The sequence below is a fragment of the Deinococcus sp. NW-56 genome (genome assembly GCF_002953415.1).
Lineage (GTDB): Bacteria > Deinococcota > Deinococci > Deinococcales > Deinococcaceae > Deinococcus.
The window spans coordinates 1,491,746-1,505,471 of sequence record NZ_CP026516.1; the positions used below are offsets into that span (position 1 = coordinate 1,491,746).

Annotated in this window: 14 protein-coding genes; 10 read left to right on the top strand and 4 right to left on the bottom strand. The window is 70.5% G+C overall.

Annotation, left to right across the window (positions count from 1 at the left end; all coding sequences use genetic code 11):
- Positions 1-110: 110 nt before the first annotated feature.
- The 5 genes from C3K08_RS07410 (at position 111) to C3K08_RS07430 (ending at position 6,317) form a co-directional block, all read left to right on the top strand.
- The gene (locus C3K08_RS07410; protein WP_104990721.1) at positions 111-1,223 is read left to right on the top strand and encodes a BMP family protein; all 1,113 of its coding nucleotides are present in this window, start codon (positions 111-113) and stop codon (positions 1,221-1,223) included.
- Positions 1,224-1,428: 205 nt separating this feature from the next.
- The gene (gene uvrA, locus C3K08_RS07415) at positions 1,429-4,464 is read left to right on the top strand and encodes an excinuclease ABC subunit UvrA (protein ID WP_104990722.1); all 3,036 of its coding nucleotides are present in this window, start codon (positions 1,429-1,431) and stop codon (positions 4,462-4,464) included.
- Positions 4,461-5,096 (top strand): hypothetical protein, encoded by a 636-nt coding sequence (locus tag C3K08_RS07420; RefSeq protein ID WP_199776892.1) that lies wholly within the window; start codon positions 4,461-4,463, stop codon positions 5,094-5,096. The genes uvrA and C3K08_RS07420 overlap by 4 nt, the downstream gene beginning before the upstream one ends.
- 87 nt (positions 5,097-5,183) lie before the next feature.
- Positions 5,184-5,876 (top strand): thioredoxin domain-containing protein, encoded by a 693-nt coding sequence (locus C3K08_RS07425; protein ID WP_104990723.1) that lies wholly within the window; start codon positions 5,184-5,186, stop codon positions 5,874-5,876.
- Between the two features lie 6 nt (positions 5,877-5,882).
- Positions 5,883-6,317 carry a disulfide bond formation protein B gene (locus C3K08_RS07430; RefSeq protein WP_104990724.1) on the top strand — a complete coding sequence of 145 codons (435 nt, stop codon included), beginning with the start codon at positions 5,883-5,885 and terminating at the stop codon, positions 6,315-6,317.
- Positions 6,318-6,384: 67 nt separating this feature from the next.
- Here the strand turns inward: C3K08_RS07430 and C3K08_RS07435 are convergent, their stop codons facing one another.
- Positions 6,385-7,173 (bottom strand): SDR family NAD(P)-dependent oxidoreductase, encoded by a 789-nt coding sequence (locus C3K08_RS07435; protein WP_104990725.1) that lies wholly within the window; start codon positions 7,171-7,173, stop codon positions 6,385-6,387.
- A 271-nt stretch (positions 7,174-7,444) separates the two neighbouring features.
- On the opposite strand from C3K08_RS07435, the gene lysA reads away from it, so the two are divergent.
- From lysA to C3K08_RS07450, 3 genes are all read left to right on the top strand, one after another.
- Complete coding sequence (lysA, locus tag C3K08_RS07440; protein ID WP_104990726.1) at positions 7,445-8,590, top strand: diaminopimelate decarboxylase; 1,146 nt, start codon at positions 7,445-7,447, stop codon at positions 8,588-8,590.
- Positions 8,591-8,645: 55 nt separating this feature from the next.
- Positions 8,646-9,290 carry a TetR/AcrR family transcriptional regulator gene (locus C3K08_RS07445; protein ID WP_104990727.1) on the top strand — a complete coding sequence of 215 codons (645 nt, stop codon included), beginning with the start codon at positions 8,646-8,648 and terminating at the stop codon, positions 9,288-9,290.
- A gap of 156 nt (positions 9,291-9,446) precedes the next feature.
- Positions 9,447-10,220: a TerC family protein gene (locus C3K08_RS07450; RefSeq protein WP_104990728.1), complete on the top strand. Its 774-nt coding sequence runs from the start codon at positions 9,447-9,449 to the stop codon at positions 10,218-10,220.
- A gap of 50 nt (positions 10,221-10,270) precedes the next feature.
- On the opposite strand, the gene C3K08_RS07455 is transcribed toward C3K08_RS07450, so the two are convergent.
- The 3 genes from C3K08_RS07455 to C3K08_RS07465 are packed head-to-tail and all read right to left on the bottom strand — an operon-like array spanning position 10,271 to position 11,903.
- Entirely contained in the window at positions 10,271-10,603 is a 333-nt protein-coding gene (locus C3K08_RS07455) for a hypothetical protein (RefSeq protein WP_104990729.1), read from the bottom strand.
- Positions 10,593-11,318, bottom strand: a complete 726-nt coding sequence (nth, locus tag C3K08_RS07460; RefSeq protein ID WP_199776893.1) for an endonuclease III — start codon at positions 11,316-11,318, stop codon at positions 10,593-10,595. The genes C3K08_RS07455 and nth overlap by 11 nt, the downstream gene beginning before the upstream one ends.
- Before the next feature lie 12 nt (positions 11,319-11,330).
- On the bottom strand, positions 11,331-11,903 hold the full coding sequence (locus C3K08_RS07465) for a hypothetical protein (protein ID WP_104991977.1): 573 nt from the start codon (positions 11,901-11,903) through the stop codon (positions 11,331-11,333).
- 51 nt (positions 11,904-11,954) lie between these two features.
- Between C3K08_RS07465 and C3K08_RS07470 the strand changes: the two genes are divergently transcribed.
- Together C3K08_RS07470 and hisG are read left to right on the top strand one after the other, a co-directional pair.
- Positions 11,955-13,091 (top strand): ATP phosphoribosyltransferase regulatory subunit, encoded by a 1,137-nt coding sequence (locus C3K08_RS07470; protein ID WP_104991978.1) that lies wholly within the window; start codon positions 11,955-11,957, stop codon positions 13,089-13,091.
- Positions 13,088-13,726, top strand: a complete 639-nt coding sequence (gene hisG, locus C3K08_RS07475; RefSeq protein ID WP_104990730.1) for an ATP phosphoribosyltransferase — start codon at positions 13,088-13,090, stop codon at positions 13,724-13,726. The genes C3K08_RS07470 and hisG overlap by 4 nt, the downstream gene beginning before the upstream one ends.

The window sequence follows — 13,726 nt, forward strand, 5'->3', positions numbered from 1 at the left end:
CCAGGTCTAGACACCCGGCATATTCCGTATACTCTGGGCTGGGCCTGACGCCTGTGCTGGCTGAGGCCGGGTCCCGAGCACTGACTCTGTTCCACTCCACCGGAGGAAGCATGAAAAAAGTTGTGACCATCGTCCTGGCGGCTGCCGCTGCCACGGCCTCCCTCGCCACGGCCCAGGGCGCACTGCGCGTCGGCATGGCCTACGACGCGGGCGGCAAGTTCGACAAGAGCTTCAACCAGTCCGCCTACGAGGGCGGCGTGCGTGCCCAGAAGAACCTGGGCATTCGCCTGAACGACTTCGAACCCAGCGACCCCAGCCAGACCATCCAGGGCATTCGCAACTTCGCCAACCAGGGCTTTGACCTGACCATCGGCGTGGGCTTCGCGAACAACGCCAGCATCACCCAGGTCGCCAAGGAAAACCCCGACCTGTACTTCGGGCTGGTCGACGACGTGTCCCCCCAGAAGAACGTCGCCTCGATGGTGTTCGCCGAGCAGGAGGGCAGCTACCTCGTGGGCTACCTCGCCGGGCTGAACTCCAGCACGGGCGTGGTGGGCTTTGTGGGCGGCATGGACATCCCCCTGATCCACAAGTTCGAGGCCGGGTACACGGCGGGCGTGAAGGCCGCCAACCCCAAGGCCCGCGTCATCGCCCAGTACGTGGGCACCACGCCTGACGCCTGGAACAACCCCGGCCGGGCCAAGGAAATCGCAGCCTCCATGCGGGCCAAGGGTGCCGACATCATCTTCGCGGCGGCGGGCGGCAGCGGCAACGGCGTCATCGACTACATCAAGCAGACCCAGTGCCTCAAGGCGGCCAATCTGCCCAGTGGCGTGAAGTTCAACACCAACAACTTCGCCAAGGTCCGCAAGAGTGCCTCGTACACCAAGACCTGCGCGGGCAACACCCGTCCGATGTTCTTCATCGGGGTGGACTCCAACCAGAACCGCCTCGGTGACTTCGACGCCAACCCCGCGACCATGAACCACGGCCTGACCTCGATGCTCAAGCGCGTGGACAACGCGGTGTACGCGCTGATCAACGACGTCAAGAACGACCGGTTCAAGGGGGGCGAGCGCCGCTTCGGCCTCAAGGAGAACGGCGTCGGGTACGCGGTCGACCAGTACAACCGCGCCCTGATCCCCAGCAGCCAGATCGCCCGCGTCGAGGCGCTCAAGCAGCGCATCATCAAGGGCCAGGTCAAGGTGCCCAGCACCCGCTGATCTTCCCCTTTCTCGACTGGGCCGCTCCTTCCGAGGCGGCCCGGTTTGCTTTGCCCAGACTCCCGCCTGTGCCCCGCCCCATCCCCGGAACAGGTGCTAGAATGGCCCGTTTCAGAGCGAAGGGCAGACCCGTCCTTACGCATCAGGCAGAATCCCCCGGCGGCGCGGGCCTGTGCCAGCACGCCGCCCCAAAGGAGTTTCCGGCTTGCAGAACCAGAATCTGGTGGTGCGCGGCGCACGCGAACATAACCTCAAGAACGTGACCGTGGAGCTGCCGCGCGACAAGTTCGTGGTCATCACGGGGGTGTCGGGCAGCGGCAAGAGCACGCTGGCCTTCGACACCATCTACGCCGAGGGCCAGCGCCGGTACGTCGAAAGCCTCTCGGCCTACGCCCGGCAGTTCCTGGGCCTGATGGAGAAACCCGACGTGGACGGTATCGAGGGGCTGTCCCCGGCCATCTCCATCGACCAGAAGACGACCAGCCACAACCCCCGCTCGACGGTAGGCACCGTGACCGAGATTCACGACTACCTGCGCCTGCTGTACGCGCGGGTGGGCACGCCCTACTGCCCGGTCTGCGGGCGCAAGATCGAGAAGCAGTCGCCCAGCGAGATCACGACCCGGCTGCTCACGCAGTTCCCGGACGCCCGCGCGATCCTGCTTGCCCCGGTGGTGCGCGGACGCAAGGGCGAGTACCGCAAGCTGCTCGCCGACCTGCGGCGCGAGGGCTTCTCGCGGGTGCGGGTGGACGGCACCCTCTACGAACTGGAGGAAGCCGAGAAGCTCAAGCTGGAAAAGTTCGAGAAACACGACGTGGACGTGGTCGTCGACCGCCTGACCCTGCGCGAGAGTGACCGCAGCCGGGTGGCCGAGAGCGTGGAACTGGGTCTGCGCCGGGGCGAGGGCTTGCTGCGGGTGCTGATGCCGGAGGCGGGCGAGGGCGGCACCCCGCACGAGGAGCTGTACTCCGAGCAGTTCGCCTGCCCGGAACACGGCAGCGTGCTCGAAGAACTCGAACCGCGCTCCTTTTCCTTCAACAACCCCTACGGCGCGTGCGGGGACTGCGCGGGACTGGGGCACAAGAACGAGTTCTCACCCGACCTCGTGGTGGACGAGAACCTGTCCATCGCAGGGGGCGCGATCCTGCCCTGGAGCAAGAAGGGCACGGGCGGCGGCGTCTACTACTGGGACAAGCTCAAGGCGCTTTCCGAGCATCTGGAGTTCGACCTCAAGACGCCGTGGCGCGACCTGCCGGACGCGGCCAAGAAGGCGATCCTGTACGGTCCCGGCGAGCCGTTCGAGGTGGTCTACCGGCGGGGCGGCAAGGAGACGATGCGCTTCATGACCGAGTTCGAGGGGGTTATGCCCAACCTCGAACGCCGCTACGCCGACACCGAGTCGGAGTACATGCGCGAGAAGCTCGAAGAACTCATGGAGCTGCGCCCCTGCCCCACCTGCGGGGGGACCCGTTACAAGCCCGAGATCCTGGCGGTGCGGGTGGGCGGGCTGAACATCTCGCAGTCGAGCGGGATGAGCGTACTGGAGGCCGACGCCTACTTCGGGCGCCTGCAAGACGGGCAGCTCGACCACGACGCCATCGCCCCGCACCTCGGCGGGCATCTGGGCGGCACGGCGCGGGCGCACGCTCCCCGGCGCTACGAGTACGGGCTGAGCGAGTTCGGGGAGGCGGTGGCGGCGCCCATCCTGCGGGCGATTCGCACCCGGCTGCGCTTTCTGGTGGACGTGGGGCTGGACTACCTCAGCCTCGACCGCACGGCGAATACCTTATCTGGCGGCGAGGCGCAGCGCATCCGGCTGGCGACCCAGGTGGGGTCGGGCCTGACCGGGGTGCTGTACGTGCTCGACGAGCCGTCCATCGGCCTGCACCCCAAGGACAACGGGCGCCTGATCGGCACCCTGAAGAACCTGCGTGACCTGGGCAACACCCTGATTGTCGTCGAGCACGACGAGGACACCATGCTGGAGGCCGACTACCTCGTGGACATGGGGCCGGGCGCGGGCGTGCACGGCGGCGAGATCGTGGCGGTGGGCACGCCGGGCGAGGTGCGCGACAACCCCGCCAGTCTGACCGGACAGTACCTGCGCGGCGAGCTGAAGATCGAGGTGCCGGAGACCCGCCGCCGCGGCAACGGGCGCAAGCTGCGGGTCGTCGGTGCTCGCGAACACAACCTCCAGAACGTGACTGCCGAGATTCCGCTGGGCACCATGACGGTGGTGACGGGGCCGAGCGGGTCGGGCAAGTCCACCCTGATCCACGACATCCTGCACGCCACGCTGGCCCGCGAACTCAACCGCGCCAAGACCAATCCCGGCCGCTTTGAGCGCATCGAGGGCATGGAGCACCTCGACAAGGTGATCGAGATCGACCAGAGCCCCATCGGGCGCACGCCCAGAAGCAACCCGGCGACGTACACGGGCGTCTTCACCGAGATCCGCGACCTCTTCACCCGGACGCCGGAGGCGCGGCGGCGCGGGTACGCGTCGGGCCGCTTCTCCTTCAACGTGAAGGGCGGACGCTGCGAGCACTGCAAGGGCGACGGGGTCATGAAGATCGAGATGAACTTCCTGCCCGATATTTACGTGCCCTGCGAGGTGTGCAAGGGGGCGCGGTACAACCGCGAGACGCTGGAGGTCAAGTACAACGGCAAGACCATCTCCGAAGTGCTGGACCTGACGGTGGAGGCGGCCCGCGAGTTCTTCGAGGCGATTCCCGCCATCGAGCGCAAGATGAGCGTGCTGTGCGACGTGGGGCTGGGCTACATGAAGATCGGACAGCCCTCCACCACCCTCTCGGGCGGGGAGGCGCAGCGCATCAAGCTGGCCTCGGAGCTGTCCAAGCGGGCGACGGGCAAGACGATCTACATCCTCGACGAGCCGACGACCGGCCTGCACTTCGAGGACGTGCGCAAGCTGATGGGGGTGCTCGACCGACTGGCCGAGGGCGGCAACACCCTGGTCGTGATCGAGCATAATCTCGACGTGATGAAGTGCGCCGACCACATCATCGACCTCGGGCCGGAGGGCGGCGTGCGGGGCGGGACCATCGTGGCGACCGGCACGCCCGAGCAGATCGCCGCGCACCCCACCAGCCACACCGGGGAGTACCTGCGCCGGGTGCCGGGCATCGTGCCCGCTGGAGGTGAGGCGCCCGCTGAACCTGAGCTGGTCGCCGCCGCGCCCGCCCGCAAGAGCCGGAGTAAGAAGGCAGGGGCCGCGTGACCGGGGCGACCTCCGCTTCGGCGGCCCGCCCCGCACGGGACCGCTCCGGCCTGCGCACCGCCCTGCGGCTGCTGGGCGGCTGGGCGCTGCTGGGGCTGCTGGCGTGGCTGATGTGGACCCCCGGCGCGTGGCCCGCGCTGCTGCTCGCCTGGGTGCTGCTGACCCTGCTGGCCGACGAGTTCGGCGGCTGGTTCGGGTATCTCGGCGTGCTGCTGGGGGGGCTGGCCTTCGTCGCGCCGACGCCGGAGCCCGCCGGGTGGTCGGTGATCGTGCCGCTGGTGGGGGGGGCGCTGGTGGCCCTGCTGCTGGTCAAGCACTCCGGGGGACCGTTCGTGCTGCCCTTCGCGGCGGCCATCTTCGCGCTGCCGTTGCTGGCGGTGGCCCGCTTCGGGACCAAGCTGGACCCTGGCCTGACGCTGCCGGGCGAACCCGCCTTTTTGCGAAACGCCCTGCTGGCGATGGCCGTGGCGCTGGGCGTCAGTCTGATTCGCCAGGTGACGGAGGCCGTGCTGCGGCGCCGGGCGCGGCGGCGGGCGGCAGCTCCGGCGGCGGCCGTGCCCCTCGCGGCAGTCACCTTCGAGTTTCCCGACACGCCCACCCCCGAAGGAACCGACGCGGCGCGTCCGGGCTGACAACTCTTCTATCCGTCACGCCCTGCCGCTCACCCCGGCGGGGCGTTTTGCCTGCCGGAAAAGGGCAATTTGAACTACACTTCAGGGGTGACCCGACTGCAAGGCAACAACCAGAACCGCACGGTGCTGGTGATCGGCACGCTGATCGCCGCCCTCCTGATCGCGCTGGCCGTCTACGCGGTGCGCGGCAATTCCGGCGGCAACACGGGTGGCGACACCGCCACCTTCAACCTTGGAGGCCAGCCGGTGATTGGACAGGCGGACGCGCCCGTCACCGTCGCCGTCTTCGAGGACTTCAAGTGCCCCAACTGCAAACGGTTCGAGGAGGAGTTCATGCCTGAGATTCGTGCCCAGTACATCGACACCGGGCGGGCGCGGCTGGTTCATATGAACTTCCCGTTCCTGGCCGAGGCGGCCCGGCTCCCCGAAGACGACAGCAAATACGCCGCGCAGGCTGTGGAGTGTGCGTTCGTCCAGGGCGGCACGGAGGCCTACGAGGCCCTCCGGCAGATCATCTTCCGGGCACAGGGTCCCGAGAGCGAGCTGTGGGCCACCAAGTCGCGCCTGAAGGAACTCGCCCAGAATGTCGAGGGGCTGGACCAGGCCCGCTTCGCCACCTGCCTGGACAACGACGAGACCGCCGCCGCCGTCGAGGCCGACGAGCAGCAGGCGCGGCAGGCGAATGTACCGGGCACGCCCGCGGTGTTCGTGAACGGGCGCCTGCTGGACAGCTACGACGCGGCCACCGTCGGCGCGGCCATCGAAGCTGCCGCCAACTGAGTCCCGGTGACCCGCGACAACCGCCTCTATCTCGCCTGGGTCGTCGCGCTGGTCGCGACCCTGGGCAGCCTGTACTTCAGCGAGGTCCGGGGATTTGCCCCCTGCGTGCTGTGCTGGTATCAGCGCATCGCCATGTACCCGCTGGCACTGCTGCTGGGGCTGGCGGCGCTGCGCGGCGACCTGGGCATCCGGGGCTACGCGCTGGCGCTGGCCGGGATCGGCTGGATCATCGCCCTGATTCAGAACCTGGAAGACTGGGGCGTGATTCCGGTCCTGCGCGTGTGCAGCGCGAACAACGCCGTACCGTGTGACGTGCACTGGCCGGTGTGGGACGGGCCGCTGGCGGGCCTGAACTCGGTGCTGACCATTCCGGTGCTGTCCATGATCGCCTTTACCTTGATCATCGGGCTGCTGAGCTGGCGGCGCGAGCGGCGAGTGTGAACCTCTGCCCGAACGCGAACCGGGCCGCCCTTCATCCTGGGGCGGCCCGGTTCGCGTTGGGGGGTGGTCAGACCGGCCGTCCCGCCATCATGAAACTGGCCGTCATCCCGCCGTCTACCGGGAGGATTGCCCCGGTCAGGAAGCTGGCCTCCGGGCTCGCCAGGAAATACACCGCCTGCGCCACCTCGCGCGGCTCGCCCAGGCGGCGCAGGGCGTGCAGGTCCTCGTAGTCGCGGCGGGTCTGCTCGGGGTCGCCGGACTCCGCGATGGCGGCCAGGACGCTCTCGGTGGCGATGGCGCCGGGGGCCACGGCGTTGACCCGCACGCCGCGCGGGGCCAGGTCGAGGCTCATGGCGCGGGTGAGGTTGACCAGGCCACCCTTGCTGGCGCTGTAGGCGGCGTTGTTCTGCTCTGCGAAGAGGCCCTGCACGCTCGCCACGTTGACGACGGCACTGCCCGGCGCCATCAGGTCGATCAAGGCCCGCGTGAGCAGCAGCGGTGCGGTCAGGTTCACGCCCAGGGTGCGGCTCCAGCCCCGTTCGCTGACCTCCAGCACGCTACCGGGCGCTCCCTGAAAGGCCGCGTTGTTGACGAGCACGGCGACCCCGCCCTCCTCGCGCACGGCCCGCACGATGCGCTCGCGCCCGGCGGCAGTACTCACGTCGGCGCGGACGCGGGGGTGCCCCCGCAGGGCGGGCGGCAGGGTAAGGTCCACCCCCAGCACCCGGTGGCCCCGCTCGGCGTACAGCTCGGTGATCGCGCGGCCGATGCCCCGCGCGGCGCCGGTCACGACCACCACGCCGGGCGGCAGGGCGGGAGCGGCAGCAGGCGGGGCGGTGCGGCGGGCACGGGTCATAGGGGCAGTGTGAGGGGCCGCCCCCCGTGCCCGCAAGCCGGACCACGTCGCTCAAGGGGCGCTCAAGGTGGCGGGCGAGCACAGGAGGGGGATGGCCGAAGTTGGGCCGCAGGCGGGGCGAGCAAAGCCGTGAGCCTGCTGACCTGATCGCTTCCGCCCCCGGCGAGTTCCGGTGGTTCGCACCCGCTCCCCTCTCCCGGAGGGGCGCTTTTCCGGAGCACTTCGGGTATCACTGGGACGTGAACCGCCCATCTTCCACCCAGGGGACCGCGTGATTCCCCGCGCCGACCTCCACACCGCCGCCGACCGCTTCGGCACGCCTCTCTACGTCTACGACGCCGCCGAGTTGGACGCGGCGCTGGGACGGGTGCGCTCCGCTTTCGGGGGGGCGCGGGTGTACTACGCCATGAAGGCCAACCCCAACCTCACCCTCTTGCGGCGCCTGCACGCGGCGGGGGTGGGCTTCGAGTGCGTCAGCGGCGGCGAGATCGCCCGGGCGGAGGAGGTCGGGGCCTCCGGGGACCGGGTGCTCGTCAACGGACCGGCCAAGCTGCCCGGCGAGTACGCGGCGGGGGCGCGACTGGGCGCGACTTTCGTGGTGGACCGCGAGGAGGAGGTGGGCCTGCTGCCCCCCGGCTCGCGGGCACTCGTGCGGGTGAATCCGGCGCTCGCGGTGAGCACCCACGACCACCTCGCCACGGGCGCGGCAGGGAGCAAGTTCGGGGTGACGCCTGCCCAGGTGCCCGGCGCGCTGCGGGCGCTGCGGGACGGGGGGCACACGGCGCTGGGCCTGCACGTCCATATCGGCAGCGCGATTCGGGACGCCGCCGACTTCAGCGCGGCCTTCGCACGGCTGGCCGAGTTGCATCTGGCGGTGGGCGACTTGGACGTGCTCGACGTGGGTGGCGGCTGGGGGGTAGACGCCGACCTGCCGGGCATCGCGCGGGAGGCGCGGGCGGCGGCGAGGGTCTTCGGAGCCGAGCTGTGGGTCGAGCCGGGGCGGTATCTCGTCGCGCGGGCGGGCACCCTGCTCACGCGGGTGGTGGGCCAGAAGCGCACCGGCCGCCCCTTCCTGCTTACGGACGCGGGCATGACCGAGCTGCTGCGCCCCATGCTGTACGGGGCCGAGCACCCGGTCACGGCCTTGTGGGAGGGTGAGCCTGCGGGGGTGTGGGACGTGGCGGGGCCAGCCTGCGAGAGTGGCGACCTGCTCGCCCGGGATGTGCCCCTCCCCACGCCGGTACCCGGCGGGCTGCTGGCGATTGGGGAGGCCGGGGCCTACGGCGCAAGCATGAGCAGCACTTACCTCACCCGCCCGCGCCCCGCCGAGGCGCTCTGGGAGGGCAGCGAGTGGCGGCTCATCCGTCGCCGCGAGACGCCGCAGGACGTGTGGGCGATGGAGACCGGCCTGGAGTGACGCACGGCCAGAGGCCCGCCGGGACGTTCGCCCTGCCCTCGGCTATCATGCGAGGGTGACCGTCTCGTCCACCCGCCCCCATCCGCCCGCCCCCGACACCACCCGCGCCCGCATCCTGACCGAGGCGGCGCGGCTGTTCGTGGCAAGCGGGTATCACGGGGTCTCCATGCGCGAGGTGGCAGCGGCCGTCGGCGTGACCAAGCCCGCGCTCTACCACCACTACGCGGACAAGGAAGCGCTCTTTCTGGCGATGCTGGACGGCACCCTGACCGGCCTGGCGCGGCTGGTGGCCCACGCGGGCACGCAGGTGGGGGTGCGGGCACAGCTCGAAACGTTGGTGGGGGACCTGCTGGCGAGTGCCCCCGAGCAGCGCGTTGGCCTGCAACTGGCGGGCGAACTGCGCCACGTCTCCCCCGAGCGCCGCGCCGCCTTCGAGAACGACTACCGCCGGGTGTGGATGGGCGGCCTGAACGGGCTGATCGAGGCGGCCGCCTCGCGGGGAGAGTTGCGGGGCGACCTGCCCCCCGGCGTCCTGACCCGTGCGCTGCTCGCGCTGCTGTACCCGCTGGTGACCGGCGCCCCGCCCAGTGATCCGGTGGGAACCGCCCGTGGCCTGCTGACCATCTACCTCGACGGGGCGGCGGGCGACCCCCGTGCCGGGGCGCGGCCGGAACATGAAGGGCCTTCATCTGGCATTTAAGATTCGTGCACAACTTCTCCCGGAGCATGGGTCCTATCGCGCGGCGACTTCAGGCCGCGCGTCTCCGTCCCTCTGCCCCGTTTGCCGTCCCGGCGGCCTTTTGGGTGGACGCTCGCCCGCCTGGGTGACGGCCGCCCCTCCCCCTGGAGTCCCCCTGTGTTAGAAACCCTGTTCGGCTGGATCAGTCAGCCCGAGGCCTGGCTGGCCTTTGGCACCCTGCTGCTGCTGGAGATCGTCCTCGGCATCGACAACGTCATTTTCATCAGCATCCTGGCGGGCAAGCTGCCGCCCGAGCAGCGGCAACGCGCCCGCACCGTGGGCTTAATGGCCGCGCTGGTGATGCGCCTGGGGCTGCTGTTCTCGATCTCGTGGATCTACAGCCTGCAAAACGACCTCTTCTCGGTCTTCGGACGTGGCTTTTCGGGGCGTGACCTGATTCTGATCTTCGGGGGACTCTTCCTGCTGTACAAGGCCGTCAAGGAGATGCACGAGCAGCTCGAAGGCCCCGGCACCCACGAGCCGGGCACCGGAACGAAAGTCGCCGCAGCGGGCTTCGCGGCGATCATCGGGCAGATCATGCTGCTGGACATCGTGTTCAGCCTCGACTCGGTGATCACGGCGGTCGGGATGGCCGACGACATCGGCGTGATGGTGAGCGCGGTCGTGCTGACGGTGCTGATCATGCTCGTCGCCGCGCGGCCCATCGGGGAATTCGTGCAGGCGCACCCCACCGTCAAGATGCTGGCCCTGGCCTTCCTGCTGCTGATCGGCGTGAACCTGATCGCGGACGGCTTCGGCTTCAAGATCCCCAAGGGCTACACCTACTTCGCGATGGGCTTCGCCATCATGGTCGAGTTGCTGAACCTGCGGGCGCGGAAAGGCAAGCCGGTCGAGCTGCACGACACGGGGCGCCACCCCGACAAGGCGTAAGAAAGACCAAACTCAGCGGAGGCGGAGGCTCACGGGCTTCCGCCTCTTCTCTATTCGGGGACGGCAACCGAAGCGATCTCGCGTTCACCCTGAAGCAGCACCAGCCGCAGGCCCCTGGCTTCAACGACGACCTCCAGCGAAGCCGTCGCCCAGGCTCCAGGATGTTCGCCGCGCCTGCCCATCCCCTCCGGCGCGGCGTCGTGGGCGGCGCTGAGCAGTCGCCAGACGCCCTCCTCCTGGGGACTCGTTCCGTCGCCCAGCCAGGCGGTGCTCTCCTCCACCCCGTCCCAGAGCATCGGGAGCTGGTCATTCACCACCTCTCCGAAACTCAGGCGCGGGCCGAACAGCTCGCGCAGGGCGGCCAGGAGCGGCTCAAGTCTCACGCTCACCGCTCAGGAACAGCCCGGCCGAGGGGCAGAGGTCGCGCAGCACGCACGCCTCGCAGCGGGGGCGGCGGGCGAGGCAGGTCTGGCGGCCGTGGCGGATGGTGGCGACGTGGGCGGCGTAGCGGACGCTCCACTCGTGGGGCAGCACCTCGTCGAACCAGCGCTCGATCTTGAGCAGGCTCCAGCGGGCAGGCACGAGGTCGAGCCGCGCCGCCACCCGCCCGATGTGGTTCTCGACCGGGATGGCGGGGCGGGCCAGATCGAACAGCATGAGGAGCGACGCGGTCTTCATTCCGACGCCGGGGAGGGATTCGAGGAGCGCCCGCACCTCCGCGTCCGGCAGGGAACGCAGGTCGCGCAGGCTGAGGTGGCCGCGCGTTTCCTCCAGGCGGTGCAGCACGTTCCAGATGTAGTCCGCTTTCATCCGCGCCAGGCCGCCGCCCGCGCCGCGCAGGGTGGCCTCCACCCCGTCGGGGCCGTCGGCGAGGGCCGCCTCCCAGACCGGGTAGGCGGCTTTCAGGGCGGCGAACTGCCGCCGGGTCACCGTCCCCGTGTTCTGCTGCGCGAGGATCGTCTCCACAAGGTCATCGAGCGGTTCGGGGCTGATGCGCGGCGCGGGGAGGGTGGGCAGGTAGGCCTCACGCAGCCTGCGCAGCACCTCGGGCAGGTGTGCGGGCGGCGGGGCCTCCTGGGCGGGAGTGGGGCGCGGCACGGAGGGCGCGGGTCAGGGGCGGGCACGCAGGCGGGTGCGGTTTCCGGCGCCGTCCACGGCCTCCAGATCGGCGTAGACGCCCGTGGTTTCGGCATAGAAGTCCACCCGCGAGCCGGAGGTGATGTTCAGGCGCTTGCCGTCCACGAGCACCTCGGTCACCCGGTTGTCGTCGGTCGCCACGCCCGTGACCCGGATCAGGGTGCCGCTGCGCTCGACCCGGGCCGCCTTCAGGATGGGGGCCTTCCCGTCCACGGTGATGGGCACCTCCAGCACGCTCTTGTTGCCCGCCGCGTCGAGGGCACCGATCAGGTAGGTCGCCTTGTTGCCCTGCACCTGGGTCTGGAACGCGAAGTTGGCGATCTTGCGGCTGCCCGGCTGGATGGGAATGGCTTTGCCATCCACCGTGATGCGCTCGACCCCTTGATCGTCGAGGGCGTAGCCCCGGATGGTAAAGGCCCGTGCCCGGCCCACCCCGCCGCCATCGGGACTGGTCACCACAATGCGCGGCTTGAAGGAATCGGCTTTGCGGGCGCAGCCCCCCAGCAGGGGCGCGAGCAGCAGCAGGGCGAGGGCGGCGCGGCGCATGAGGGCAAGTATAGCGGGGCCGCCGCTCCCTCCCCGAAGCGGGGTGCTTTAATACCGCCCGTGACTCTCTCCCCCCGCCTCCCCGGTCCCGCCGTCCCCGAGGGCACCCGCGACGTGCTGCCGCCCGAGTGGCAACAGCGCGAGCATCTGCGGGGGCGGCTGGCCGCCGAGTTCGCAGGGTGGGGCTACCGGGGCGTGGACGTGCCCGCGCTGGAGTTCGCCGACCCCGGCCACCCGCAAGACGCCCGCGCCTTCAAGCTGATCGACGTGGGCGGCGAGGTGCTGGCCCTGCGCGGCGAGTTCACGACGGCGGTGGGGCGGCTGGTGCGCTCGCGCTTTGCCGGGGGGCCGTTTCCGCTGCGGCTGCAGTACGGTGGGCGGCTGTGGCTGCGGGCGCTGACAAGCGAGCTGGGGCGCCTGCGCGAGTTCGCCCAGGTCGGCGTGGAGCTGATCGGCGTCTCCACCCCGCAGGCTGACGCGGAACTGCTCGCCCTGGGGCGCCGGGCGCTGGAGGTGGTGGGCGTGGTCCCCGTGATGGAGGTGGGCTATCCCGGCTTCGTGGACGCGGTGCTGGAGGACGCGGGCCTTTCCCCCGCCGCTCGGGAGGCGCTGCACGGGGCCATCGACCGCAAGAGCGGCGCGGACGTGGACCTGCTCGCCGCGCGGCATGGGCTGGAGGCCGGGGTGACGCGGACCCTGCATACCCTGACCGACCTGTACGGCGGCCCGGAGGTGCTGGCACAGGCGGGCGAACTCGCGCGGGGCGAGCGGGCGCGGGCGGCGGTGGCGCACCTGCAGGCGGTCGCGGGGCGGGCGGAGGGGGCCTTGCTGTTCGACCTCGGGGCCAGCCGCCGCTACGGGTACTACACCGGGCTGACCTTCCGGGCCTACGCGCCAGGGCTGAACCAGCCGCTGCTGGGGGGCGGGCGCTACGACCTCGGCGGGTTGCCGGGGGCGGGCTTCGCCATCGGGCTGGAGCGGCTGACCGAGGTGGCGGCGCGGGGATTGCCCCCCGAGCCGGAGGTGGTGCTGGCGCTGGACGCGGCGGGGGCCGAACACGCCCGCGCCGCCGGACTCACTGCCGAACTCGCCTGGACCGAGGACCGCGCCGAACTGCTCGCCTATTGCGCGGCGCGGGGCATTCGCCGGTGGGCGCAGGGGCAGACCCTGACCGAGGTGCCCGCATGAGTCCGGCTCCCGTGCGCGGCCCCGAGCACCTCACCCTCGCGCTGCCCAAGGGCCGCATCCTGACCGAAGCCGCCGCGCTGCTCACCCAGGCCGGGCTGCCGCTGGAACTGCCCGGCCCCTCGCGGGCGCTGCGGCACGAGCTTCCGGGCCTGACGGTGCTGGAGCTGCGCAATCAGGACGTGCCCGTCTACGTGGATCTCGGCGTGGCCGACTTCGGCATCGTGGGCAAGGACGTGCTGGTCGAGTCGGGGCGGGCCGTGTTCGAGCCGGTGGACCTCCGGTTCGCGGCCTGCCGCCTCTCACTGATCCGCGAGGTGGGGGCGGGGGGGCCGATCACGCGGGTCGCCACCAAGTACCCCCGCTCGGCCCGCGCCTACCTCGCCGCGCAGGGCATCCCCGCCGAGATCGTCAAGCTGTCCGGCAACATCGAACTCGCGGCGCTGACGGGCCTCGCCGACGCGGTGGTGGACCTCGTGCAGACGGGGAGCACCCTGCGGGCCAATGGGCTGGAGGAGCGCGACGTGCTGTTTCACTCCTCCGCCCGGCTGGTGGTCAACCGCACCGCCCTCAAGCTGCGGCGCGAGCGGCTGCGCCCCTTGATCGAGCGGTTGCGGGAACTGGTGGCGACGGGGTGA

What these genes read in the sequence shown, in the direction of transcription:
- C3K08_RS07410 (WP_104990721.1), top strand. Translation starts at nt 111, where the DNA reads ATGAAAAAAGTTGTGACCATCGTCCTGGCGGCTGCCGCTGCCACGGCC.
- C3K08_RS07435 (WP_104990725.1), bottom strand. Translation starts at nt 7,173, where the DNA reads ATGACCCGTGCCCGCCGCACCGCCCCGCCTGCTGCCGCTCCCGCCCTG.
- C3K08_RS07465 (WP_104991977.1), bottom strand. Translation starts at nt 11,903, where the DNA reads ATGCGCCGCGCCGCCCTCGCCCTGCTGCTGCTCGCGCCCCTGCTGGGG.
- hisG (WP_104990730.1), top strand. Translation starts at nt 13,088, where the DNA reads ATGAGTCCGGCTCCCGTGCGCGGCCCCGAGCACCTCACCCTCGCGCTG.